The organism is Pseudovibrio exalbescens DSM 16456 (assembly GCF_000422785.1).
Classification (GTDB): domain Bacteria; phylum Pseudomonadota; class Alphaproteobacteria; order Rhizobiales; family Stappiaceae; genus Pseudovibrio; species Pseudovibrio exalbescens.
Genome location: NZ_AUGS01000001.1, coordinates 334,575 through 357,936, shown reverse-complemented (window position 1 = coordinate 357,936; position 23,362 = coordinate 334,575). Strand labels below are relative to the sequence as shown.

General features: G+C 56.1%; 16 protein-coding genes. 8 read left to right on the top strand and 8 right to left on the bottom strand.

All coding sequences use genetic code 11. The features are described from left to right. Positions 1-81: 81 nt before the first annotated feature. The 4 genes from G512_RS0101625 to G512_RS21970 all read left to right on the top strand — a co-directional run bounded on the left by G512_RS0101625 (position 82) and on the right by G512_RS21970 (position 4,762). A complete protein-coding gene (locus tag G512_RS0101625; protein WP_028480184.1) occupies positions 82-1,545 on the top strand; it encodes a YcjX family GTP-binding protein in 1,464 nt (487 codons plus the stop codon). Beyond that, positions 1,542-2,612, top strand: coding sequence for a YcjF family protein (locus G512_RS0101620; protein WP_028480183.1), 1,071 nt, complete (start codon positions 1,542-1,544; stop codon positions 2,610-2,612). The genes G512_RS0101625 and G512_RS0101620 overlap by 4 nt, the downstream gene beginning before the upstream one ends. A gap of 79 nt (positions 2,613-2,691) precedes the next feature. Beyond that, positions 2,692-3,867 carry a vWA domain-containing protein gene (locus tag G512_RS0101615; protein ID WP_028480182.1) on the top strand — a complete coding sequence of 392 codons (1,176 nt, stop codon included), beginning with the start codon at positions 2,692-2,694 and terminating at the stop codon, positions 3,865-3,867. 76 nt (positions 3,868-3,943) lie between these two features. After that, positions 3,944-4,762, top strand: a complete 819-nt coding sequence (locus G512_RS21970; protein ID WP_081657329.1) for a DUF3011 domain-containing protein — start codon at positions 3,944-3,946, stop codon at positions 4,760-4,762. Positions 4,763-4,831: 69 nt separating this feature from the next. Here the strand turns inward: G512_RS21970 and G512_RS0101605 are convergent, their stop codons facing one another. Then, positions 4,832-5,152: a 2Fe-2S iron-sulfur cluster-binding protein gene (locus tag G512_RS0101605; RefSeq protein WP_028480180.1), complete on the bottom strand. Its 321-nt coding sequence runs from the start codon at positions 5,150-5,152 to the stop codon at positions 4,832-4,834. 125 nt (positions 5,153-5,277) lie between these two features. Further along, a complete protein-coding gene (locus tag G512_RS19675) occupies positions 5,278-5,607 on the bottom strand; it encodes an Hpt domain-containing protein (RefSeq protein WP_162143353.1) in 330 nt (109 codons plus the stop codon). Positions 5,608-6,484: 877 nt separating this feature from the next. Between G512_RS19675 and G512_RS0101595 the strand changes: the two genes are divergently transcribed. Next, complete coding sequence (locus G512_RS0101595) at positions 6,485-13,192, top strand: apolipoprotein A-IV repeat region-like domain-containing protein (RefSeq protein WP_028480179.1); 6,708 nt, start codon at positions 6,485-6,487, stop codon at positions 13,190-13,192. 219 nt (positions 13,193-13,411) lie between these two features. Here G512_RS0101595 and G512_RS0101590 read toward each other — a convergent pair whose 3' ends face one another. From G512_RS0101590 to G512_RS0101575, 4 genes are all read right to left on the bottom strand, one after another. Then, complete coding sequence (locus tag G512_RS0101590; RefSeq protein WP_208974906.1) at positions 13,412-14,005, bottom strand: ABC-type transport auxiliary lipoprotein family protein; 594 nt, start codon at positions 14,003-14,005, stop codon at positions 13,412-13,414. 80 nt (positions 14,006-14,085) lie between these two features. Further along, positions 14,086-15,735, bottom strand: coding sequence for an MlaD family protein (locus G512_RS0101585; protein ID WP_028480177.1), 1,650 nt, complete (start codon positions 15,733-15,735; stop codon positions 14,086-14,088). Positions 15,736-15,744: 9 nt separating this feature from the next. Beyond that, positions 15,745-16,557, bottom strand: coding sequence for an ABC transporter ATP-binding protein (locus G512_RS0101580; RefSeq protein ID WP_081657327.1), 813 nt, complete (start codon positions 16,555-16,557; stop codon positions 15,745-15,747). Positions 16,558-16,576: 19 nt separating this feature from the next. Continuing rightward, positions 16,577-17,725, bottom strand: coding sequence for an ABC transporter permease (locus G512_RS0101575; protein WP_028480175.1), 1,149 nt, complete (start codon positions 17,723-17,725; stop codon positions 16,577-16,579). A gap of 111 nt (positions 17,726-17,836) precedes the next feature. Here G512_RS0101575 and dgcN point away from each other — a divergent pair, with 111 nt between their 5' ends. Continuing rightward, positions 17,837-18,853, top strand: coding sequence for an N-acetyltransferase DgcN (dgcN, locus tag G512_RS0101570; protein WP_028480174.1), 1,017 nt, complete (start codon positions 17,837-17,839; stop codon positions 18,851-18,853). Continuing rightward, the gene (gene dgcA, locus G512_RS0101565) at positions 18,850-19,830 is read left to right on the top strand and encodes an N-acetyl-D-Glu racemase DgcA (RefSeq protein WP_028480173.1); all 981 of its coding nucleotides are present in this window, start codon (positions 18,850-18,852) and stop codon (positions 19,828-19,830) included. The genes dgcN and dgcA overlap by 4 nt, the downstream gene beginning before the upstream one ends. 24 nt (positions 19,831-19,854) lie before the next feature. Here dgcA and G512_RS19670 read toward each other — a convergent pair whose 3' ends face one another. After that, complete coding sequence (locus G512_RS19670) at positions 19,855-21,027, bottom strand: MFS transporter (RefSeq protein WP_051268733.1); 1,173 nt, start codon at positions 21,025-21,027, stop codon at positions 19,855-19,857. Positions 21,028-21,253: 226 nt separating this feature from the next. Between G512_RS19670 and G512_RS0101555 the strand changes: the two genes are divergently transcribed. Further along, on the top strand, positions 21,254-22,312 hold the full coding sequence (locus tag G512_RS0101555) for a protein phosphatase CheZ (protein ID WP_028480172.1): 1,059 nt from the start codon (positions 21,254-21,256) through the stop codon (positions 22,310-22,312). Positions 22,313-22,333: 21 nt separating this feature from the next. Here G512_RS0101555 and G512_RS0101550 read toward each other — a convergent pair whose 3' ends face one another. Next, complete coding sequence (locus G512_RS0101550; protein ID WP_036487989.1) at positions 22,334-23,329, bottom strand: threonine ammonia-lyase; 996 nt, start codon at positions 23,327-23,329, stop codon at positions 22,334-22,336. Positions 23,330-23,362: the final 33 nt, after the last annotated feature.

The following is a 23,362-nucleotide window of genomic DNA, read 5'->3' as shown; positions in this document are numbered from 1 at the left end:
GTGTTCTATTGAACAGCCATGACGATCTGTGCGATTGCATTTCTCCGGGTGACACCCCACATGCTCTCCCGGAGATAAACCTTGAGCACATTCAACTCTTTTCTTGATGACACGCGCACGGTTCTGGAAGGCTTTGCCGACACCGCCAGCGATTTTGTCACACCAACGGTACGCCTTGGCGTCACGGGGCTTTCCCGCGCCGGTAAAACCGTATTCATTTCCGCATTGGTCCACAATCTGGTGAAAGGTGGGCGCTTGCCTGTGTTTTCGGCCGCCGCTGATGGACGCATCGGCCGGGCCTACCTTCAGCCACAACCAGACGATGATGTCCCGCGCTTCGATTACGAGACACACATAAAGACGCTGGTGGAACGACGTCTTTGGCCGGATAGTACTCACCAGGTATCGGAGCTGCGACTTACCATCGAATATGAGTCAGCATCATTCCTGCAACGCAAACTCGGGCGCGGCAAACTGCATCTGGATATTGTCGATTATCCCGGCGAATGGCTGCTGGACTTGCCTTTACTGAACCAAAGCTTTCGTCAGTTCAGTGACGATGCCTTGGCACGGGCCCGCCGTCATCCCGAGCAAGCACAGCGCTTTCTGACGCTACTCAATGACACAGATCCGATCGCAAGCGAGGACACGGCCGAACAGGCTGCAGGCGAGCTTGCTCAGGCGTTTACCGAGTACCTCAGGAACTGCCGCGAAGATGAAACCGCGCTCTCCATGCTGCCACCCGGTCGTTTCCTGATGCCTGGCGACATGGCCGGTTCTCCAGCCTTGACCTTTGCGCCTTTGGATCTGGAGAAGACGACCGCCAAACCCCGCAACGGATCGCTGCACGCGATGATGGAACGACGATATGAAGCCTATCGAAAGCATGTGATCAAACCGTTCTTCCAGAACCACTTTGCCCGCCTCGACAGGCAAATTGTACTCGTTGACGCCCTTCAGGCACTCAACGCCGGACCAGATGCCATTGACGATCTGAATACAGCACTTGGGCAGATACTCAACGCTTTCAGACCCGGCAAGTCCAGCTGGCTGTTCTCCATCCTGTCTCGTCGCATCGACCGCATTCTGTTTGCTGCCACCAAAGCCGACCATTTGCATAGCGACGACCACGATCGACTGGAGGCGTTGTTGCGCCGGCTGGTGGACAAGGCGATCACCCGTGCAGAATTTGCAGGCGCCTCCGTCGATGTGTTGGCGCTCGCCTCCGTTCGCGCCACACGTCAGGCCAGCGTCAATCATGAGGGGACGACCATCCCCGCCCTGTTGGGCACCCCTCTTCCCGGCGAAAATCTGGATGGCACCTGCTTTGATGGCGAGGAAGAAGCCGCTGTGTTTCCCGGCGACTTTCCGGAAAACCCTGAAGACCTGTTTTCCGACAATGATGAGCCACATAATGTGGGATTGAAGTTCATTCGCTTCCGGCCACCCAAGCTGGAGCGCACCGCCGAAGGACTGACCTTGTCGTTGCCGCACATCAGGTTGGACCGCGCGCTTGAATTCCTTTTGGGAGACAAACTGGCATGACCACAGATCCAAAAGACCACCCCAAGCAGCGCCGCAGGGCTCCAACGGCATTCAAGCTCAGCGATGAAAATGTCCGTTTTGAAGAAACCTTCTCCCAAGAGCCCCTGCGCCACGAGGCTATGGTTGTCCCAGACCCGCTCGACCCCACGGAAACGGCGCCGACATTAGCTCCCGAGCCCACACCCCGCAAAAGCAGATGGGGCCGGATACTTTCCATTGGCGCAGGCGGTTTGCTTTCGCTTGGGCTTGGACTTGCGGTCGACAGCCTGATCCGCGACCTGTTTTCACGCTACGAGTGGCTTGGGTGGACGGGCGTCGCTCTTTTGGGGCTCGCAACGCTTGGCCTGCTGGGTTTTGTCATCAAGGAATGGCGCGGCCTCAAACAGCTCGCACGCATCGACCATCTGCAACAGGCCTTGCAACACGCTGCCGACACCGACAATCGCACACATGCCATTCAGGCCCTTGAGGACCTCATGTCGCTTTACCGGGACAGACCAGAAACCACGCATGGCCGACAAAAACTGCATGGCCATATGCGTGAGATCATTGATGGTCGTGACCTGGTCAAACTGGCGGAACGCGACCTGATGGCACCGCTGGACGCGCGAGCAACGAAAATCGTGATGGAAAGCGCCAAGCGGGTTTCCGTCGTCACCGCCATAAGCCCGAGAGCCTTGATCGATATCGGCATTGTCTTCTATGAGAACTTGCGAATTGTCTCCCGCATCTCGCGCTTGTATGGCGGTCGGCCCGGCGTCTTCGGGTTCTTGCGCCTCACCCGTCAGGTGGCAGCCCATCTCGCGCTGACCGGTGGTATGGCAGCGGGTGACCATTTTGTCGAACAGTTTATTGGTCAAGGGTTGGCCGCCAGATTGTCGGCTCGTTTGGGCGAAGGTGTGGTGAACGGCTATCTGACTTCCCGCATTGGTGTGGCTGCAATCCAGACCTGCCGCCCCAGTCCTTTCATTGCCACCAAAGGCCCGGCCCTGTCAGATTTCGTTTCAGAGTTGATGCGCACATCACCCGGCACCAAGAAGCCCGACACAGCGCCACACCCCAACTAGGAAGATCGGCCTTGCGTCTTTGGGTGAACATGCACAATGGCACCTCGACACACTTTCGACCGCAGATTAATCTGTCGCCATGTTTATTCAGTTTTTTCAAGACCTGAAAGCAGCCGGCCTTCCCGTATCCTTGCGGGAATACCTGACCCTTATGGAAGCGCTGGACGCAGACCTGGCAGAGCGTCGGGTGGAAGACTTCTACTACCTCGCCCGCGCGACGCTGGTGAAGGATGAAGCCAATCTCGATAAGTTCGATCAGGTGTTCTCTCACCGTTTCAAGGGTCTGGATCTGATGAGTGACGCACCGGTCACAGACCTGCCTGAAGAATGGCTGAAAAAACTGACCGAAAAGCATCTGACAGAGGAGGAAAAGGCGCTTATCGAATCCATGGGCGGCTTCGAAAAGCTCATGGAGACGCTGAAGAAGCGCCTGGAAGAGCAGACCGACCGCCATCAGGGCGGCAACAAGTGGATTGGCACGGCTGGTACCTCTCCCTACGGCGCCTATGGCTACAATCCGGAGGGCGTGCGCATAGGCCAGAACGAGAGCCGGCATCGGCGCGCCGTCAAGGTCTGGGACAAGCGGGAATTCAAGGATCTGGACAGCAGCGTGGAACTGGGTACGCGCAACATCAAGGTAGCGCTGAAACGCCTGCGCCGCTTCGCACGACAAGGGGCCGCAGAAGAGCTTGATCTGGACACAACCATTCAGGCGACCGCTCACAAGGGTCTGCTGGATATCAAAATGCGACCAGAGCGCCGCAACGCAGTCAAAGTTCTGTTGTTTTTCGATGTCGGCGGCTCGATGGATGACCATATCAAGGTCTGCGAAGAACTGTTTTCAGCCGCCAGAACCGAATTCAAGGTGATGGAGTATTTCTACTTCCACAATTGCCTCTATGAGTTCGTTTGGCAGAACAACGCGCGCCGCCACACACAACGTATCCCAACCATGGATATCCTTCACAAGTATCCCAGTGACTACAAGGTGATCTTTGTCGGCGATGCCTCCATGGGCCCCTACGAAATCACCTACCCCGGCGGATCCGTTGAGCACTGGAATGAAGAACCCGGTGCGGCCTGGATGAGCCGCGTTACCGACCTTTACAACAAGGCTGTCTGGCTTAATCCCGTACCCGAGCGCCATTGGCGGTATACGCATTCTATCGCGATCATGCGCGACCTGATGAAAGACCGCATGTACCCCCTTACTCTGGAAGGACTGGAGGGCGCCATGAAGGAACTGGCCCGCTAGAACATTTCTTAGCCTCGCAGGTGTCCAAAACGCGTGTCCAGCTACGGACCACCTGATCGCGGTAGGCTACGCTGCAATGACTCCTACCTCACCCGAGTTGAAGACGGAACACCGCATGTACACCTTGAACAAACACGTCCTCTCCCTGATTGCAGGCATGGGACTTGTGGGAAATATGCTGATCGCAGCCGGCAGCGCACCCGCCATTGCAGCAAGCCCGCTCTTGGAAAAGTCGCTTGTTCCCGCCCTCATCCTGGAACAATGCCTTGATGAAACAGGTGGGCCCTTGAACTCTCAGGAATTTACGGATTGCCTCACAAGCAAGGTCATCGGAAATCCGGAGACCTCCCCAACCGGCAATCCGGTACATCGCCCCTCCACGGCAACTGTAAACAGCAATACCAAGGGCACCTTGAGCCAGCGGGATCTCATTACCTGCGAATCCCAGCGCAACCGTCGCAAGGTATGTGATCTGCATCCAAACCGACGCGAGAACGCCGCACTCGTTCGACAGGTGAGTAGCGCCCCGTGCATCATGGGCCGTACATGGGGGGTGGAAACCAAGGGCATCTGGGTGGACAAGGGGTGCAGGGGTATATTCTACGTCGGCCGCACCCCAAGCATATCACCCAGCTACCAGCGATGGACCGACCGGGAGAACGGAAAAGGCGTTGTTCAACCTCTACCCGACCGCGCTCCGAATACGGTAAACGGCTGGGTCCGATGCGCCTTGGAGTATCAAGTGTGCAAGGTCCCCTACCCAACGAAAGTAAGATTTGGCACACCCGGCCAATTCAACCAACGCGAAGTTGAGCGCGAAATCGCCTGCACGGTGAAACAGTTCGGCAATCCGGATCCAAATCGCCAAAAGGCCTGCTATTACTTACCCAAATGAGCCGCGGGCCGCACGGAAAACAAAAGGCCAGATCCAAGATCCGGCCTTACGCTTTCGATCTATAGAAACTCAGCCCTGATTTTCAGGGACTTCCACCACCAGACCATCCAGGTCATCGGTGATGCGGATCTGACAGGACAAGCGAGACGTCTCGCGCAGATCCGGCGCAAAATCCAGCATGTCTTCTTCCATCGGCTCGGGCGAGCCAGTTTTCTCGACCCAAGCCGGATCCACATAAACATGACAGGTAGCGCAGGCGCACGCACCACCGCATTCCGCATCAATACCCGGAACCATGTTTTTGATCGCGGCTTCCATAACAGTCGAACCGGTCGCAGCATCCACCTCATGCTTTTCGCCCGATGCGCTCACGAAGGTAATTTTCGGCATATTCCTACAGCTTTCGAGATGTGACTCTTCAGAGACGTTGGCCCTCAGATACAGTTTTCACCGAACTACTTCAAGAATTGCAGCACCAACTTTCTTGAAGTTTTTACGCACAATCCCGCAAGAGCCTAGCTCAATGCCGCCAACCGATGCTCGATTGCTTGCTGAGTTTGCACCGCAACAGAGCTTACCCTTTCCATCCGGCAAGATTGACCGGCCCGGCAGCGGCTCTCTTCATCTGCCACACATTCCGCCAAAGCCACAGCTCCAACGCCGCGCGCCGCGCCTTTTATTGTATGTAACAATTCCAGGAGTTCATCATCGTCAACGCCCACGCCAAGCCGCACCAGGTGCGCACCCAATTGCGTGCAGAAAAGCGTCAGCACCTCGCGTTGAAGGCTTCGATCCTCAAAAGTAACGCGCTCCAAGTGGGGTAGATCCAGAATAACGGCAGACAAGAAATAATCCCTAATACAATCACAAAGCCCTGTCAGTAACAGGTCAAGCAAGGCAGTGAAGTGATTCTTTTTCCAGATCAAATTCCCTCTCGGTATTGTGGACCGAACCCTGCCGCTATCGTCAACACACAGGAATATTGCTCCCCCCAAAATCAGGTGAAAAAATTTTGTTTATGGTTAACAAAAGATTTCTGTGAAGTTCTTTGTTTTATCTGTTTATGAATTTGGGACAAACTCCACGACTCGACGCTACGCATTTTCACCGAGACAAAAGTTAACACGGAAATCGATTTTTCAACCTGACCCTGTATGAGGCCCAACGAACAGCGCAAGCGCACCACCTCAACAAAGAGATATCAAGGACCTGAAAAACCAAGGCTAAGCGTGCCTTCCCGGGAGCCATGACGGACACGCGGGCCGCTACCATGGCGAGTGTCGGCAGGCGCACCGTTTCGCAGTTGCGAATACACTTCAGCTTCAGGCTTTAACTATTTGACTCAACGGAGCCTTAGCCATGAATTGCCCCAAAAATTAAGAGAAGGTTTCCAAATGGGAAAGCGCTAAGCTGAACCCCCAGAAACCTAGGCGGACTCTTATGCCACCGGATCCACAGTAGACAGGGCTCCGTGTTGTACGAGGGGTTGGTTTGTGCCATTAGGTTTAAGACTGCAGCAAGGTGGGGGAACTGTGTCTTCCGTTCCGTTAAAGTTAACGGGCAATGGATCGGAAGATGTTCTTCAGAAATAGCTTGAACAGACTCTGGGATACCCCGGAAGCTGGGCAAGCTTTATCCTTGCGCGCATGGCGGCACCATGAAGAGGCGAAAAGTTCATGATGACCGTCACACTGTAAAGAGTACGGACGCGAGGCGACACAAATGGCGAACACACCGAAGGCGAAAGCTCCGTCGGAAGTGGCACTGTCAGCGGTTGAAGAAGCGCTTTCAAAGGACTTTGGCGGTCCTGAAGACGCAGACGCAATCTTTGAAGATCAGGGGACTGGCGAGGCGGAACAGCCGGAAACCGGATTGGCTGGCGGCAGCGCTGCATCAGCAGAAGCTGCTCCAGAAAAGAAACTGACGGATGCTGACAGCAAAGACAGCTCGGAAAAGACATCCCGGCGCAGAGGGCGTGGCGGTGGACGACCACCAGCTGCAAGCAATGATGACCGGCAGTCAATCGGTAGCCTGATGTTTGCGTTGCAGCGCAAGCCGTCAGCGGCGCCATTCTGGTTTGCCTTTGCCGTGTCTTTCGTCTGGGTGAGCCTTGGCACAGCCATGAGCTGGGCCGCGTTCGAAAACGATATCGCCGAACTGGGCTCCTTTGCAGCTTTTGCAGAAAGCCCTGCCCTCATTCTGTCCGCTGTCGCCATTCTGGTGCCGGTCGCCTTCTTCTGGATTATGGCACTCATGTTCTGGCGAGCGCAGGAAATGCGCAACGTCGCTCATGGCATGACCGAGGTCGCCCTGCGTCTGGCGGAACCGGAGGACGTGGCCAAGGAAAGCATTCTCAATGTTGGCCAGGCCATCCGGCGTGAAGTTGCAGCCATGGGAGATGGCATCGAACGCGCCATAGCACGCGCCAGCGAACTTGAAGTGATGATCCACACTGAGGTGTCCACACTTGAGCAGTCTTATAATGACAACGAACTCAAGATCCGGCGCCTCGTGGATGAACTCGTCAGCCAGCGCCAGGCCATTCAGGCCAATGCGGAACTGGTACGCGAAACCATTTCCGGCACGCACGAAAATCTCGCCACACAGCTTCAGTCCACCTCAGAGGATTTCGCCTCCTCTGTCGATCGCGCACGGGAACGCCTCACCGGTTCGATTGACGCCACACTGGAGCAGATGGCTTCCAAGATTGAAAACCGTATCAACGAAGTCACTGATAACTTCACCTCTGCAGGCAGCGATCTCGTCCAGTCGCTCACCACGCGCGGGGATGATTACGTTGATCGACTGACAACCACCGGCACTGATCTGGTCGACACCTTGTCCAAGACCGGCTCCAACCTGGCGGAAACACTGGAAAGCCGTGGTACTGAAATCAATGAGACCTTCTCCACGACAGCCAACAGCTTTGTCGAGAACCTGACGGTTCGCGGCGATGAACTGAACGCGCGTCTGGCTGAAACCTCTGAAACGCTGCTTGGTTCCTTGAGCAACCGCTCTGAAGAGATCAACCAGTCTCTGTCGGGAATTGGGTCCGAAATCCTTGAAGGTCTGAGCACACGCGGCACGGAAATCGGTGAGTTGCTCGCAGAAAAGGGCGACGCTCTGAATATCACCCTGTCCAACGCAGGTGCAGAGCTGTCGCAAACAATTACCGATCAAACGGCGTCCATGAACGCCTCAATTGCGGCTCAGGGCAGCGAGTTGACCCAGTCGCTGGAACAGACTGTCAACGACGTAACCGACCGGTTTACCTCCGCCGGCTATCAGCTGAACGACACGCTGTACAACACGACCACGCAGGTAACCGAGCAGTTTGCAGCCGCCAACGAGGAGCTCAACACCACACTCACCACGAGCTTGCTGGAGTTCCGCGAAGGCGTTGCAACCACCAGCGGCGAGTTGGCTAATACGCTTGTGACCACCACATCCAGTGTGACCGAGCAGCTCAGCACAGCCAATATCCAGCTCAATACCACGCTGGAAAACGGCACTCACAACCTGACGGAAAGCATCACGACGGCCAGCAGCCTGTTGAACGAAACCATCACGTCCACCGTGGACCAGGTGACGGATCGCTTCGGCTCGGCCAACGAACAGTTGAACGCGACGCTCGAGAACACGACGACGGCGGTCAACGACAACCTGTCTCAGGCTGGCGCGCAGCTCTCCGAAACCATTTTGGCAACGGTATCTCAGGCAACCGACCAGTTCGGTGCGGCCAACGAGCAGCTCAATGAAACGCTGGGCACCACCACTCAGTCGCTAAACGACAACATGATGTCTGTCAGCGCTCAGTTGAACGAGACGCTGTATACCACTGTCAATCAGCTCACTGAGCAGTTTGGCTCTGCCAATACGCAGTTGAACGAAACCCTTGAGTACACCATCTCGGGTGTGACCGAAAACTTCACCACAGCCAGCCAGAAGCTGAGCGAAGAACTCCTCGCCCGCGGCGAAGAAATCAACGCCAACCTGTCCCTGACCAGCGGTCGCTTGATCGACACGATCACCACCCGAACAGATGATCTGATGGGCACAATCGGCGATCGTGTCACCACCTTGGATGAGGCACTTCGCAATACCGGCGAACAGGCCGCCGAGGGCATTGCGTCCCGCGGCAAGGAAATCAACGAAGCGATTGCTGTACAGTGTTCCGATTTCATCGACACGCTGTCCCAGCGTTCCTCCGAGGTATCCGAGATCCTTCGCGGCACTGGCGAATCCATTGTGGTCGACCTGTCACTGCGCGGCGGCGAAATTGCGGCCCGTCTTGACGAAACCGCCAACACCCTGGGCGATACAATTACTGTCGGCGGCACTGAACTGGCTGACCGTCTGGGCTCCATCAGCTCACAAATTCACGAAAGCATTACCGTGAACGGGGCAGAGCTTGATGAGCGACTGTCTGCACGCGGTAAGGAGGTTGTCGACCTTATCGACACTCAGACCCACAGCTTCCGCAGTGCCATGGAAGAAGCCGGCACACAGATCACCGGCGCTCTGGGGCAGCGGACTGAGGAACTGGCGCTCAAGCTTGCTGATACTGGCACCGAGCTGGCTCGCCTCATCGGATCCCGCGGTGAACGCGTCACCACTGAACTTACCGAGATCGGTGATCGCATTTCACAAACGCTTGATGTGCGTGGCCGTGCCCTCAACGATGGCCTCTCCTCCCGTCTTGTGGAACTGGAGCAGGTTGTTACCGAACAAGGCTCTGATCTCGTGCAGGCCCTGGATCTGCGCAGCCAGAACATCAGCCATGCCTTCGATACCCGGATCCAGCATCTGGATACCACGCTGGCAGATCGCACAAACTCCTTTGAGCAGGCCTTTGACAGCCGGGCGGAAGCCCTGTCCAACGCCATTGAGGGACGCACCAACAATCTTGCCGCAGCCGTGGAAAGCGGTACGGAGCTTCTCTCCAGCACACTGGAAGAAAAAACGCAGTCCATCTCCAAGATCCTCGAGGATCGCACGGATGTCATTGCGGTCAATCTCACCGAACGTGTCGAGCAGGTGGGTGAATCCCTCACCCAGCGCGCTGAGAAGATCGGCGAGATTCTTGCAGAGCGCAGCAGCGTGATCGAAAACACGATCTCCGACAGCCTGGCCTCGTTCGATGTCAAGGTTGGAGATAAGGTCGAATCCGCCGCCTCTGTCATTTCCGAACGCGCTGAGCATCTGGCAACCAGCATGTCTGTGGGAACGGAACGCATTGATCAGGCACTCGATGCACGGGCCCGTCAGATCAGTGACACGCTCGTTGCCCGGACCCGCGAGATTGCGACCGCCTTCTCCGATGGTCAGAACGAGATGACCACTGCTCTGGACGGCCGTCTGGAAGAAGCCGGCAACGTCCTCAGCCGCCAGTCCAAGGAACTCACCGATACGCTGTCCGAACGCGTGGCAGAGATCAACGTCTCCCTGGGCTCCAAGGTCTTCGAAGTGGCCGAAACGCTGGACTCCCGTGCAAATGCGCTGGAATCCATCCTCAACGAGCGTTTGGAATCGATCTCCAACGCTCTGACCGGGGAGAGCGAAAAGGCGGCCAACGCCCTCACCTCTGCAATGACCGAAGCCACCAGCACCCTTGGTGAAGAAAGCAGCCGCGTACGTGAGATCATTCTCGACGTGGTAGGTCAGGCCGCATCGCGGCTGGCAGAAGAGCGCATGCGCACCGAGGAAAGCGTTACCGAGAGCGTCTCCAAGTTGTCGGGCACGCTGTCTGGTGAAGCGGAACGACTTAACGAGATCGTCACCACCTCCGTCTCCACTGCACGCAACAGCCTGCAAACGGAAGGCGAGTTGGCAGCCAAGGCTGTCACAGAGGCCATGGCAAACGTCAGCGGCAGCTTGACCGGCGAAAGTGAAAAGGTTCGCGAAGCGGTTCTGAGCACCGTCACGCAAGCGGCACGTACGCTGGCTGTCGAAAGCGAGAACGCACGAGCTCTGTATGCGGCATCGCTCGCCGAAATGTCCGGCAAGCTCACAGGCGAAAGCGACAAGGTCCGCGAAGATCTCGAGCAGACCATCGGTGCCATCTCGTCCAAGCTGGCAATCGAAAGCGCCAACGCCAAGTCCCGCCTCAACTCCGCCATTGAAGATGTGCGCAACCTGCTTTCTGGCGAAACGGAGGAAGTACGCACCCGCGTTACCGCCGTCATCGAAGAGGCCGCAGGCATGTTGTCACAGCGTGGCACAGCGGTGGCTGACGAACTGCTCGAGAAGGCTGGTACTCTTAACGAGGCCTTTGGAACCAAATCGGCAGAGTTCGCACAGCTTATCGACAAGGATGGTGGCCATCTCATCGAGGCGATCGAGACCAAGGCAACCGACCTTACGAGCCGCGTAGAAGAGGTCCAGCGGGCCATCCTCGAAGCGGTTACTGTCAAGGGTCGTGAAGTCAGCGACAGTTTTGCGCGCAATGGTCTGGAAGCAACCCGTTCGCTCATGGAGGCTGGCGACAAGATCGTTTATGCCATCGATGATCGCACCACGGCAGCCTCGGCCCGTCTTGAAGGCACCAACGAACGCCTGCAAAGCGATATGGCCGCTCTGCTCGAAACGGTCACAAGCAAGGGTCAGGAAACGGCAGAAACCTTTACCCGCAGTGGTCTGGAAGCTTCTCGCTCCCTGTCCGAAGCAGGCGAAAAGATTGTCTACACTATCGACGAACACTCAACAGCTGCAACACACCGCCTCGAAGGGGCCAACCAGCGGCTGCAGAGCGACATGGCAACTCTTCTGGACACCGTGTCGACCAAGGGACAGGAAGCTGCAGACACCTTCACCCGTCAGGGCGAAGTGGCCAGCCGCGGCCTGATCGAAGCCGTCGACGGTATCGGCAACGTCATCGAAGAACGCAGCAACCGCGCAATGAGCATCATTGCAGGCACCAAGGATCGTCTGGAGACGGATATTACGGATATCCTGAACCGTCTGAACACCTCCAACGGCATGCTGCGTGACATTCTGGCAACCGCAGGCGACAACCTGTCCGAAGTTGAGACCAACCTCAGCCGCCGTGCGGCAGAGTTCCGGTCCGCAATTGATCGGGCTGTCTCCGAAACAGAAGCGGCAAACAGCACCATCGAAAGCCAGGTTTCTCTTCTCAAGGAAACCACGGCGACGGTTCTTGGCGATGCTGCCAATATCGCCAATCGGATGGAAAGCCAGACCCATGCCCTCGCCACCACGGTGCAGAGCCTGGAAGAAACCAACACGACCACCGATCATCGCATCAACGAACGGCGGTTCGCGATCGAGGCTCTTGCAGACACCATCATCAAGAAGACCGACTCCATTGAGGCTTTGATGAATGGTTACACGGCAACCCTTGGCGACACGCTGGAAGTAGCTGACGACAAGGCCCGTGAGGTAGCTGCGATGTTGAAGGCAGCTGCGGAGGCCGCAACCAAGTCGGTTACCGAGCAGTTCGAAAACATGCGCATGACGGCAGGTATGGAAGGCCAGAAGGCGCGCGACGCGGTACGCATGGCGCAGGACGAGATCATGTCCGAAATGCAGCGGACTGTGACCGAGGCATCCGAACGCTTCTCCGAAGCAACCAACCGCATGCGGGAAGTTGCCCGGGACGTCCATCGTGAGCTGGAAGCAACCCGTAACGAGTTGAACGCTGGCGTCATGGCGCTGCCGGACGAAGCTGAAGCTTCCACAGCAGCGTTGCGCAAGGTCGTCAACGAACAGGTCAAGGCACTTGGAGAACTCTCGCAGATTGTTTCCAAGCACTCGTCCCAGTTCGATGTATCGGCACCGGCAGCATCTGCACCGGCTGCACCAGCAGCTTATGCATCTCAGCCCGCCGAACCGGCACCGCACCGCCCAACCCTGCAAGACGTCGGCACAACAACGGCTCCAGCACCTCAGCGTGTTGCACCAGCTGCTCCTGCACAGCAGCAACAGCATCGTGCGCCCGCACCTGCGGGCCAGAACGGCCCGCAAAAGGGCTGGGTAAGCGATTTGCTGCGCCGCGCTTCCAGTAGCGATAGCATCAACCCGGATGCACCACGCTCAGGCTCAGGCACGCCAAGCCGGACGCCACAGCACATGGTCGAGTCCTTGAACTCACTTAGCATGGATATCGCCCGTGCCGTGGACCACGAGACCTTTGTGGATCTGTGGGAGCGCTACAAACGGGGCGAGCGTGATGTCTTCACCCGCCGTCTCTACACCCTGCAAGGCCAGCAGACCTTTGACGAAATCCGTCAAAAGTATGGACGAGACCCTGAGTTCCGCGCCGCGGTAGAGCGCTACATTCAGGATTTCGAACAACTGCTGTCTCAGGTCTCCCGAAACGATCCAGACAACAGCATGGGCCAAACCTATCTGACGTCTGACACCGGCAAGGTGTACACCATGCTGGCCCATGCCAGCGGGCGTTTCGAATAAGCGCACAAACCCTATAGACGGGTGGCAATAAAAAGGCCTCTGGAGGAAACTCCAGAGGCCTTTTTCATGAAGTAATCAATACCGGCCAATCAATCGGCACCGCGAAAACTCATAGGCTTTCGTAAAATGCCAGCCAGCTCCCCGACCTGTTTTGGGCGCTCACAAAAAAAGGCGCCACGGTTTCGCAGCGCCCATCAACCTCTTCTTGATCTGTCTGTACTAAACGGCCTTCAGAACCCAATCCGCAATATCGCGCAGCACAACATCCGAGGCCGCGTTCAACGCTTCAATTGCCTCATCCGTATTCGTCGATGCCGTTGGTACTTCCGCCGAAAACACACGAGCCTGAACCGACCGACCGTCGCGATCGTTCACCAGACGAGCAGCCACCTCCACATATGCCCGCGATCCACCGCCCACATTCACTTCAAAAGCGCGCAGGGTGGTCTGGAGCTGATAGTCAATTAACAGCCCCTGCCCCGGCTGAGCTACACCACGGAACTTGCTGGTGTTCTCCAAGGTCTCAATCAGCTTGGCCTGAAACACATTCGGCAGCGTATCCGCCCAGGCTACCCGTGGGTAGTACGAATACACCCGTCCGGCTTCGGCAACAGCGATAGAGTTGGTATCAAGGGCTTGAAGGGCTACAGGCGCTGGCACGAGAATCTGTGCACTGGAACTGCGCTCACCTGCGCCAACATTGCGCGGTGCGGTCAGATCGTACAACGCGCTTGGTCCTGTGCTGCCACAGCCCGCAGTCGCGCCGATCAAAAGCGCAGCAAGAATGCTCTTGATTGGTTTCAAGGTAGTCACGCCGATTCTGTCCCCGTTGCGAGATGGCAGTAAAGCACACTTCGCCCGAATTTGAGAGTCCTGTTGAGTTTTCAAAACACTTACCGCCGACGTGCCCCGTTATAAACCGGTGTGTCCGAGCCTCCGAAGATGACGCGGTTCGGATTGCGATCAAAGTTTTCAACCGCCCGTTGGATCTGGGTCAGGGTCGCGTTCAACTGACGCATAAGTGCCGTCAGATCCGTCGACCCCTGTTGCGTCAACTTCAGCAAGTTCTGTGAAATCGGATCCGCCCGTTTGGCAAACGCATCTGCCACAACTCGAATGGACTTGGCCGCGGCGGTCGCCTCTTGAATGAATCCCTGTCCATCAGCGGATACCATGCCATCAACCTTGTCCAATATCCCGTTCACACGCACAGAAGCCCCATTGAGGTTGTCCGCAATCTGCGTTCCCTGCTGAATGATCTTGTCTACGTCTGGAACTCGCTTTTGCAGGTCCTGCGTCATTTGATTCACATTATCAGCCGCATTGGTAAAGCTGCCAATCGCACGATTGATCTGTTGCTCCTGGCCTGCAATGTTTGAGATGACCTTGTCCGTTGAAGAAACGATATTGGCAACACGATCACTATCAACCGCTGCCAACACGCGGTTGGCTTCGCCGGCAGCCGCGCTCACGTCAGCCATGGCAACACTGGCATCATCAACGATCTTGCCAATTTCGCCTTTGCGCGCAGCAAGTTCGCTGGACAGGCTCTCCGCATCCTTGGTGATCTGGCTTGCAGAAGCCAGCATCTGATCGATATCCTGCTGGCGTTGACTGACAACTTCTGCGAGGTCGGCCGCCCCTTCAACAACCTGTTGCACTTTATCAGGCTCCACAGCAGCCAAAATGCCATCCACTTGCGTCAGGCTTTCATTCAGCCCTTGGGCAAAGGTCTGCAACTCATCAGCCGTGGCTTTGGCTGATTGAACAACGCCCGAAACCTCTTGTGCCGAATTGCTCAATTCCGTTGTAATCTGTTCGACATCCCCGACGATTTCGCCAATTTTATCAGGCGGAACCTGAGCCAGCAGTTGCTCCCCCCGGTCTACAAGATTGCCAATTCGACCGGACAGACCTGTTATTGCTTTGGCTGTTTCAGAAATTCCCGCCATGAATTGATCAACGCCATCGGAATTGTTGGCAAGCGCCTTGGAAAACTGCTCCACATTAGCAATCGTATCCTGAATCGCCGGTGCGCTTTTCGTCACAACCTCCTCAATGGAGGCCAGCGTCGTATCGGCCTTGGCAAGAATGTCCTTGGCGCCCTCCAGCAGATCCTCAAACTGACTGCGGTTTGCATAGATTACTGGCACCTCATCACTATCCGGATCAATGAGAGGTGGCGCGTTCTCGGATCCCCCATGCAGATCGACATAAGCAACACCGGTCAGGCCGGTGAATCCCAGGGAGGCTTGAGTATCTTTGCGCAGCGGCGCTTTAGCATCAACGCTCACTGTTGCTACAACGAGCTTTGGGTTTTTCGGATCAAAAGTCAGATTGGCTACATCGCCAACCTTGATGCCATTGAAAAGCACCTGACCACCCGTTGGTAAACCCGTTACCGCACCCGGAAAAATGATTTTGACATTGCGCCGATTGCTTCCATCGCTGGCGCTCATAAGCCAGAAGATAAACACGAAAACAGCGGCAATTACCGCGAGCACGAAAGCCCCGATCGCAATATTGTTGGCACGGGTCTCCATTGATCCTCCTTACGCCCTTCGCAGGGCGCGAGCACCCCGAAAGTACGATTTCACCCAGGGTTGCTCGCAGGCCATCATGTCATCAATGGACCCTGTCACCAGCACGCGGCGTTCCCCAAGAACTGCAATCCGATCACACACTGTGTGCAAGCTGTCGAGATCGTGGGTCACCATGTAAACAGTCAATCCCAGCGTTTCTTTCAGCTTGTAGATCAGCTGATCAAACTCGGCCGCACCAATGGGATCCAAGCCCGACGTCGGTTCGTCAAGAAACAGCAGATCCGGATCCAGCGCAAGTGAGCGAGCCAAAGCCGCTCGCTTGATCATACCGCCGGACAACTCCGATGGAAACTTGTCTGCTGCATCCCGTGGCAAGCCAACCATTTCTATCTTTAGCAAAGCCAGCTCATCCTGAAGCCTTTGTGACAGTTTCAAATGCTCCCGCATAGGAAACTGGATATTCTGGCGCACCGTGAGCGAAGAAAACAATGCTCCCTGCTGGAACAGAACCCCCCAGCGCCGCTCAATGGCGGTACGCTCTGCAATCGTCGCTTCCTTCAGGTCCTGCCCAAATACGGAAATGCGGCCTGCTTTCATCGGCGTAAGGCCCAAGATCGTGCGCATGAGCACGGACTTACCCGTTCCCGATCCTCCAACGAAGCCAAGAACTTCACCGCGATAGACATCAAGATCCAGATTCTCTAGAACCATCTTGGTCCCAAAGCCCACACATACGCCCCGCGCCTCAAGGATCACGTCTCCGGCTGCCACGTTTTGCGGTGCTCTTGGAAAAGCAATTGGTTTTGCCCCCGACTGTTTCATTGGCAAGGCTTACCTCTCCTCAAACCCCGATGGACGCAAAGAACATGGCAAAAACACCATCCACAACAATCACCAGGAAAATTGCTTTAACCACGGACATGGTGGTGTGTTGACCCAATGATTCTGCCGAGCCGGTGACCTTCATTCCCTCCACGCATGCGATCAACCCAATGATCAGGGCCATGAACGGCGCCTTAACAACACCGACCAACAGCGTTTCGACATCAATGGCGATCTGTAGCTGGGTCATGAAGGCGTGAGGTGGGATTGCCAGGTACCACCAGCACACTAGCCCCGCACCGAAAAGAGCGGCGATATTTGCCAGAAACACCAGCACCGGCAAGGACATCATCAACGCCAACAGCCGTGGCAGGATGAGTACTTCCGTGACCCGCAACCCGATAACGTTAAGCGCATCAATCTCCTCGCGCATCTTCATGGAGCCCAGTTCGGCCGTAAACGCTGATCCTGACCGGCCAGCAACCATGATAGCTGTCAAAATGACGCCAATTTCGCGTAAAACCAGTATACCCGCCAGATCCACGACGAAGATGTCGGCCCCGAACTGCCTGAGGTAAAAGCCACCCTGCTGAGCGATAATCGCGCCAATCAGGAAACTCATGAGCATGACGATCGGCACAGCCCCAATACACGATTTATCGAATTGAACCGCTATGGATGTGGCCCGCATGCGGCGCGGACTGGTAATCGCCCAGGAAAGTACCAGCGCCAGAGAACCAAGAATGTGGCAAATCGCCAGCGCATCACGGTAGATCTCAACAGTGAGTTCTCCAGTACGCTCGAACAGGGCGACCAGTGACGGCTTTGAAGGTTTGCGTGGCACCACACGTGGGTTGTGGCGTTCGATCTCTTTGAACAGAACATCGTAGCGGGGATCTACGTTTTTTAACTCAACAAAACCGCCGGCAAACTCAACATCAGCCCGCAAACGGTGCAGTAACCATGCCCCTGCGGTATCCAGTTGCACAATCTGCTTCATGTCAACCACAAGGCGACGGGCGGCGTCCTTGGAAACCGTAGTGTCAATCAGCTTCTCAGCGGTATTAGCAGTCAGGATCGTCCAGACACCGGAAACGGTGAGCAACCGGCCGTTCTCTGTCTCGGACACGGCCATGCCTGGCTCGGCTGTCTGCACTTTCGGTTCCATTATCCGAATCTGGTCCCCTTGCTCAGTGTCGTGTTCCTCTCCTATACAAGGACAATAACAACCACGTCTAGCAATCAGACGAACCTTTCAGAGACATTGAGAGACCTTAGGATGGAAATAGCACACCCTTATCTGCTGTTCCTTGGGGATGTTCACGACAATCTTGCCGCGAAGACCGCCCTTGGCATTGTGGACTGGCGCCGCGATTGGTGCCTCGGTCAGATACGCCTTCCCGGCTGCGAGGCCGACTGTGGCCTGCCCGACCTAACCCCGGCGCAAGCGGCGGACCAAGGAACAAAAACCTTTGTAATTGGCTGCGTGAACCCCGGTGGGATCTTACCAGAACACTGGGTCAATTCCATCGTGGAAGCTTTGGAAAGCGGATTGGATGTAGCAAGCGGCCTGCACATGCGCCTCGAAGAAGTACCCGCCATTCGCGATGCCGCTCAGCGGACCGGTCGCAGGTTGTTCAACGTACGCCAGAACAACGAAACGTTCAAAACTGGCAGTGGTGCCAAACGCACAGGCAAGCGCCTGCTTACAGTGGGAACGGACTGCTCGGTGGGCAAGAAATACACTGCTCTGGCCATGGAACGTGGCATGAATGAAGCTGGTTTTGACGCCAGCTTCTGCGCGACCGGTCAAACCGGCGTGTTCATTTCCGGTCGAGGCATCGCACTGGATGCCGTCGTGGCCGACTTCATATCAGGAGCCGCAGAATGGCTCTCCCCACCTGCAGATGATGATCATTGGCATGTTGTCGAAGGGCAAGGCTCGTTGTTTCATCCATCCTTCGCGGGTGTTTCCCTCGGGCTGCTTCATGGATCACAACCTGATGCCTTTGTGGTCTGCCATGAACAGGGAAGAGAACTAATGCGCGGCGTTCAAACGCCTGTTCCCAGCATCAGGGAGGTTATAGAAGGCACCCTATCAATGGGCCGGCTGACCAATCCCGACATCCGATGCATTGGTCTGTCGATCAACACATCCGCCATGGACGAAGCTGACGCCAAGAACTACCTTGCTCGGCTCAGCGCCGAAATCCACCTGCCTGCAACGGATTCGGTTCGCTTTGGCGTTGCCCCACTTGTCACCAGGCTTCAGGAAGAATTCGGTACTCCGAGATGACATCACTGTCTGTAGAAAGCTCCAGTTTCAAGATCGATGGTGGCTTTACCATCGCCCGTGGCAGCCGCACGCACGCCACAGTGGTCACAGTCACCCTGTCCAGGGGTACGCATAAAGGCATCGGAGAATGTGTTCCCTATGCACGTTATGGCGAGACGGTTGAGGGGGTAATGGCCGATATTCGCGCCATGGCATCTGACTTGGACGCCGGTCTGACGCGCGACCAACTCCGTCAAACCATGGCACCCGGCGCGGCTCGGAATGCGTTGGACTGCGCCCTCTGGGACCTTGAGGCAAAGACTTCAGGTCGTCCGGTGTATTCACTTCTGGGCCAAGGCGCTCCGCGGGTATTGCAAAGTGCGTTCACCATTTCTGTCGGCACACCGGAAAAAATGGCCGCTGATGCAGCGGCGGCCCGGAATCGTCCGTTGTTGAAGGTCAAACTTGCAGGCGATGGAGATGCTGCTCGGATCAAGGCTGTTCGTCAGGCCGCACCGAAAAGCGATTTGATTGTGGATGCCAACGAGGGCTGGTCTGCAGACAATCTTCACGAAAACCTTCAAGCATGTGAAGCTGCCGGCGTAGCCCTGATAGAGCAGCCCCTACCCGCAGGAAATGATGCCGCTCTTGAAACCATCGCGACGTCTGTTCTGATCTGCGCCGATGAAAGCTTGCATACCAGCAAGGAACTGGAAAGCCTGCGTGATCGGTACACGGCCGTAAACATCAAACTCGACAAGACCGGCGGTTTGACAGAAGCGCAACACGTGCTTCACAAGGCCCGAGAGCTGGATTACAAGGTGATGGTCGGCTGCATGCTTGGCACCTCGTTGGCCATGGCTCCCGCGTTTTATCTGGCCCAAGGTGCAGACTATGTTGATCTGGACGGACCCCTTCTCTTGGCAGAAGACCGAACCCCGCCGATCCGCTTCGATGGCAGCGCCATGCACCCACCCCAAACAACACTGTGGGGATGACAATTGCCGGCTGAGGTCAGCGCCTCAGCCGCCCGTCGGCACAACGCCTCGGTAAGCCATCAAACGGTTCCGGAACGACAATAAAACCAAAAGCCCCACCGCAGCGACCGCGGACATGGCATAAAACGCCAGGGCCGGGCTGGTTTCATAAAGTAATCCCGTCAACATGCCTGCCAAGCCTGTGAACAGGCCAATATACGTCTGCGACAGGCCCTGCGCCGTACCAAGACGCTGGCCAGAGACAACATCAGCCAGAAACGCCATCATGCCCAGATGGGTCATGCCAAAGTTCACGCCATGCATGAGCTGAACCACGAACGCCATCCAGAACGTCTCTGCATGCGGAAAAATGATCCACCTCACGGTACCGCCAATCGCGCCAATGAGCATGAAACCGATCGGACCTGTTTTGGCCAGGAAGCGCCCACCGAAAAGAAACACGGTGATTTCTGCAAGGACGCCAACCGACCACAAGACACCCACATTGGTGTCACTGATTTGATGACTGAGCCAGAATATCGACCCGAAGCCGAACAGCCCCGCCATGCTGCCCAGAATGAGGCCACAGGAAAACAACACAAGGTGCAATTCCCACCGCTTCAACTCGGCAAAGGAGGAATTTCCATCGTCTCTCGCTTGCCCCTGTCCTCTGTGTTCCGAAGGCATGCCCGGCAGCGATTGAGCCAGAACGGCCATGAGCACCAGCCCACCGGCGATAAAAAACAGCAATTGAACGGCACTGAAAACACCGAGATACCAGCCCCCAAACATGGTTGCCGCAATGAATGCGGCACTACCCCAAGAGCGCATGCGGCCATAGTCCAGACCGCGGTTCTTGACGGCTTCATAGGCATAGGCATCCGACAGAGGTTGCAACGGCGCCAACACTATGGACATCAAAACCGCGACCACAATCATGACCCCATAGGTTTGAACCTGCGTAATCACGAGAAATGCCAGAGCACAAACAACTGCAAAAATGGACATCGACAACCGCCGCCGCCCGGCCCGATCTGATATGCCGGTCATCACCGGCGTCGCAACAATGCGCACAATATTGGGAATGGCAACGATCACGGCTATTTGCACGGGGGTATAGGCAAGTTCTTTCAGATAGACCGGGAAATACGGCAGAAACAGCCCGAAACTGAAGAAATAGGCTGCAAATAAGCAACTAATGCCAATAGTGAGGCCCATCGTTGAGCCTCCTTTGTTATGCACAGTCATCAATGGCTCCAAAGCAAAGAGCGTTTAAGATCTTAATTGAACTGAACGGAAGGTCATCCCCAAGCAGATTCGCGTTATCTTCGTCTAACAAAGGTTCCTTAATGAGATTTTAGGATTTGTAAACCAACTGTTAGCGATAGGTAAATTCACCATTTAAAGGTCAAGGCAATCTAGGATGCTGGGGAGATAAATATCCATGTCGCTCTCGAACCACACCCAGATTTCGGAGGAACAGTTCACCGCGCTCCAAAAGGCGCTGAGTGAAACCGCCATTGGGCGCAGTTTCTTGAAGGAACACCTGCGTCGCAATCAGGCCCATGAGACGAAGCAGTTATTGAAATCTGTTCAGCAACTTGAAGAATACATGCGCTCGCGTCAGTTTCCTTCCGAGTTCGATAGCGTGCGTCTGAACCTCTACGAGATGAATGAGGCGATTGCCCGGACAAAAAAGGAAATTGCCCGCCTGAAAACCGACAACGCCACCGGCGATCATTTCGCGGCCGCCTCCAACGAACTCGACGCAATCGTCTCCTCCACGGAAAACGCAACTCAAGCCATTTTGGAAGCTGCCGAGGCCATTCAGGAATCCGCCTGGACCTTGCGTGAAAACCCCCAGGATGTCAGCCAGTGCGATGCCATTGACGAGAAGGCCACGGAAATTTTCATGTCCTGCTCGTTCCAGGATCTGACCGGACAGCGTACCCAAAAAGTGGTGCAGGTCTTGCATTACCTTGAAGAGCGCCTCGATCGGATGATCCGCATTTGGGGCGTCGAAGGCTATGAGCTTGACGATGATGACGGGTCTGAGGGTGTCAAGAGCATGGACAAGCGACCGGATGCTCACCTGTTGAACGGTCCCCAGCTTGACGGAGAGGGTGTAAACCAGTCGGATATCGATGCGCTGTTAAACGATCCCAAGTTTGATCTGGAAAGCGCAGACGACCACGCCGCCCGTACCGACGAGCCGAAGGCCGCTCCTGCCGATACGACACCCGAAACACAGCAAGACACAGCATCTGAGACCACTGCCACGCCGTCAACAGACCCGCAGTCTGCTTCGGCGGATATCATTCCACTGGCACAAGCCGAAACGGACATGGAAGACGATCTGGATCTTTTCGAAGCCGATGCCGTTGAAGACGCCATCACCGATGCACCGGCTCCCGGCCAAACCGAAGGAACCAGCAAGCCGCGCAGTAACGCCGATCCACTGGAACGCCTGTCCACCGGAGAACGCCTGGCTCTGTTCTCTTAACGGGCAGTTTCGAAAGGAAACTTAACTGCCAATGGCGAGCGCCATCATGGCTGGATCAATATTGCCGCCTGAGAGCGTCAACGCCACCACTCGGCCTGATACCGGCACCCTGTCAAACAGCACGGCTGCCAGGGCAACAGCGCCACCCGGCTCGATAACAAGCTTCAACTCGTGAAAGGCGAAGGCCACAGCCTTCAGGGCCTCCTCATCGCTCACGACGGCCCCCTCACAGGCCCTGTTCTTCAGGATTTCAAAACCGACTTCCCCCGGCATTGGTGTCAGCACCGCATCACAGACCGACCCACCCATTTTATCGTTTTTGAGAATGTGTCCCGCACGAAGCGAGCGAGCATAGTCATCAAATCCGGCTGGTTCAGCCGTATGAAACCGGCAGTCGCTCGCACGGTCGGACAATGCCAGAGCAACACCGCTGGCCAATCCTCCGCCACCCGTACACACCACCATGGTTTCCAGTTTCAGTCCCTGGTTCTTGGCCTGATCTGCGATCTCAAGCCCAACGGTCCCCTGTCCGGCGATGACCTGCGGATCGTTGTACGGATGAATGAAGGTAGCCCCCGTCTCTTTGGCCAGGCCCTGTGCAATCTGTTCCCGGTTTTCAGTCTGGCGGTCATAAAGCACAACTCGCGCGCCCAAGGCCACAGTCCTTGCCCGTTTCAGCTCGGGCGCATCGGATGGCATGACAATCGTCGCCCTCATCCCAAGCAAACGGGCGGCCGCAGCAACGCCCTGCGCGTGATTGCCGGAGGAACACGCAACAACACCACCCGGTCGATCCGCCTCCGGGATAAGGCTCAGACGATTGAACGCCCCGCGAAACTTGAAGGATCCAGTCCGTTGAAGGTTTTCGGCTTTCACAAGAACCGTAGCACCCGTCAGTTCATCAAGGACGGGGCTACGCAGCAGCGGCGTAACAATACCATACGGCCGCAAGCGCTGCCGGGCAGCCTCAACCTCATGAATATCAGGCAAAGAGATTTCGGAGTTTATACTGGTCATAAGGAGTGCCCCGCTTCAACTGCCGGGACACTA

Excerpts from the sequence above, each read along its gene's own strand:
- G512_RS19670 (WP_051268733.1), bottom strand. The coding sequence starts at position 21,027 with ATGGGCCTCACTATTGGCATTAGTTGCTTATTTGCAGCCTATTTCTTC.
- G512_RS0101580 (WP_081657327.1), bottom strand. The coding sequence starts at position 16,557 with ATGAAACAGTCGGGGGCAAAACCAATTGCTTTTCCAAGAGCACCGCAA.
- G512_RS0101555 (WP_028480172.1), top strand. The coding sequence starts at position 21,254 with ATGTCGCTCTCGAACCACACCCAGATTTCGGAGGAACAGTTCACCGCG.
- G512_RS0101575 (WP_028480175.1), bottom strand. The coding sequence starts at position 17,725 with ATGGAACCGAAAGTGCAGACAGCCGAGCCAGGCATGGCCGTGTCCGAG.
- G512_RS0101605 (WP_028480180.1), bottom strand. The coding sequence starts at position 5,152 with ATGCCGAAAATTACCTTCGTGAGCGCATCGGGCGAAAAGCATGAGGTG.
- G512_RS0101615 (WP_028480182.1), top strand. The coding sequence starts at position 2,692 with ATGTTTATTCAGTTTTTTCAAGACCTGAAAGCAGCCGGCCTTCCCGTA.
- G512_RS21970 (WP_081657329.1), top strand. The coding sequence starts at position 3,944 with ATGACTCCTACCTCACCCGAGTTGAAGACGGAACACCGCATGTACACC.
- dgcA (WP_028480173.1), top strand. The coding sequence starts at position 18,850 with ATGACATCACTGTCTGTAGAAAGCTCCAGTTTCAAGATCGATGGTGGC.
- G512_RS0101585 (WP_028480177.1), bottom strand. The coding sequence starts at position 15,735 with ATGGAGACCCGTGCCAACAATATTGCGATCGGGGCTTTCGTGCTCGCG.
- G512_RS0101550 (WP_036487989.1), bottom strand. The coding sequence starts at position 23,329 with ATGACCAGTATAAACTCCGAAATCTCTTTGCCTGATATTCATGAGGTT.
- dgcN (WP_028480174.1), top strand. The coding sequence starts at position 17,837 with ATGGAAATAGCACACCCTTATCTGCTGTTCCTTGGGGATGTTCACGAC.
- G512_RS0101595 (WP_028480179.1), top strand. The coding sequence starts at position 6,485 with ATGGCGAACACACCGAAGGCGAAAGCTCCGTCGGAAGTGGCACTGTCA.
- G512_RS0101620 (WP_028480183.1), top strand. The coding sequence starts at position 1,542 with ATGACCACAGATCCAAAAGACCACCCCAAGCAGCGCCGCAGGGCTCCA.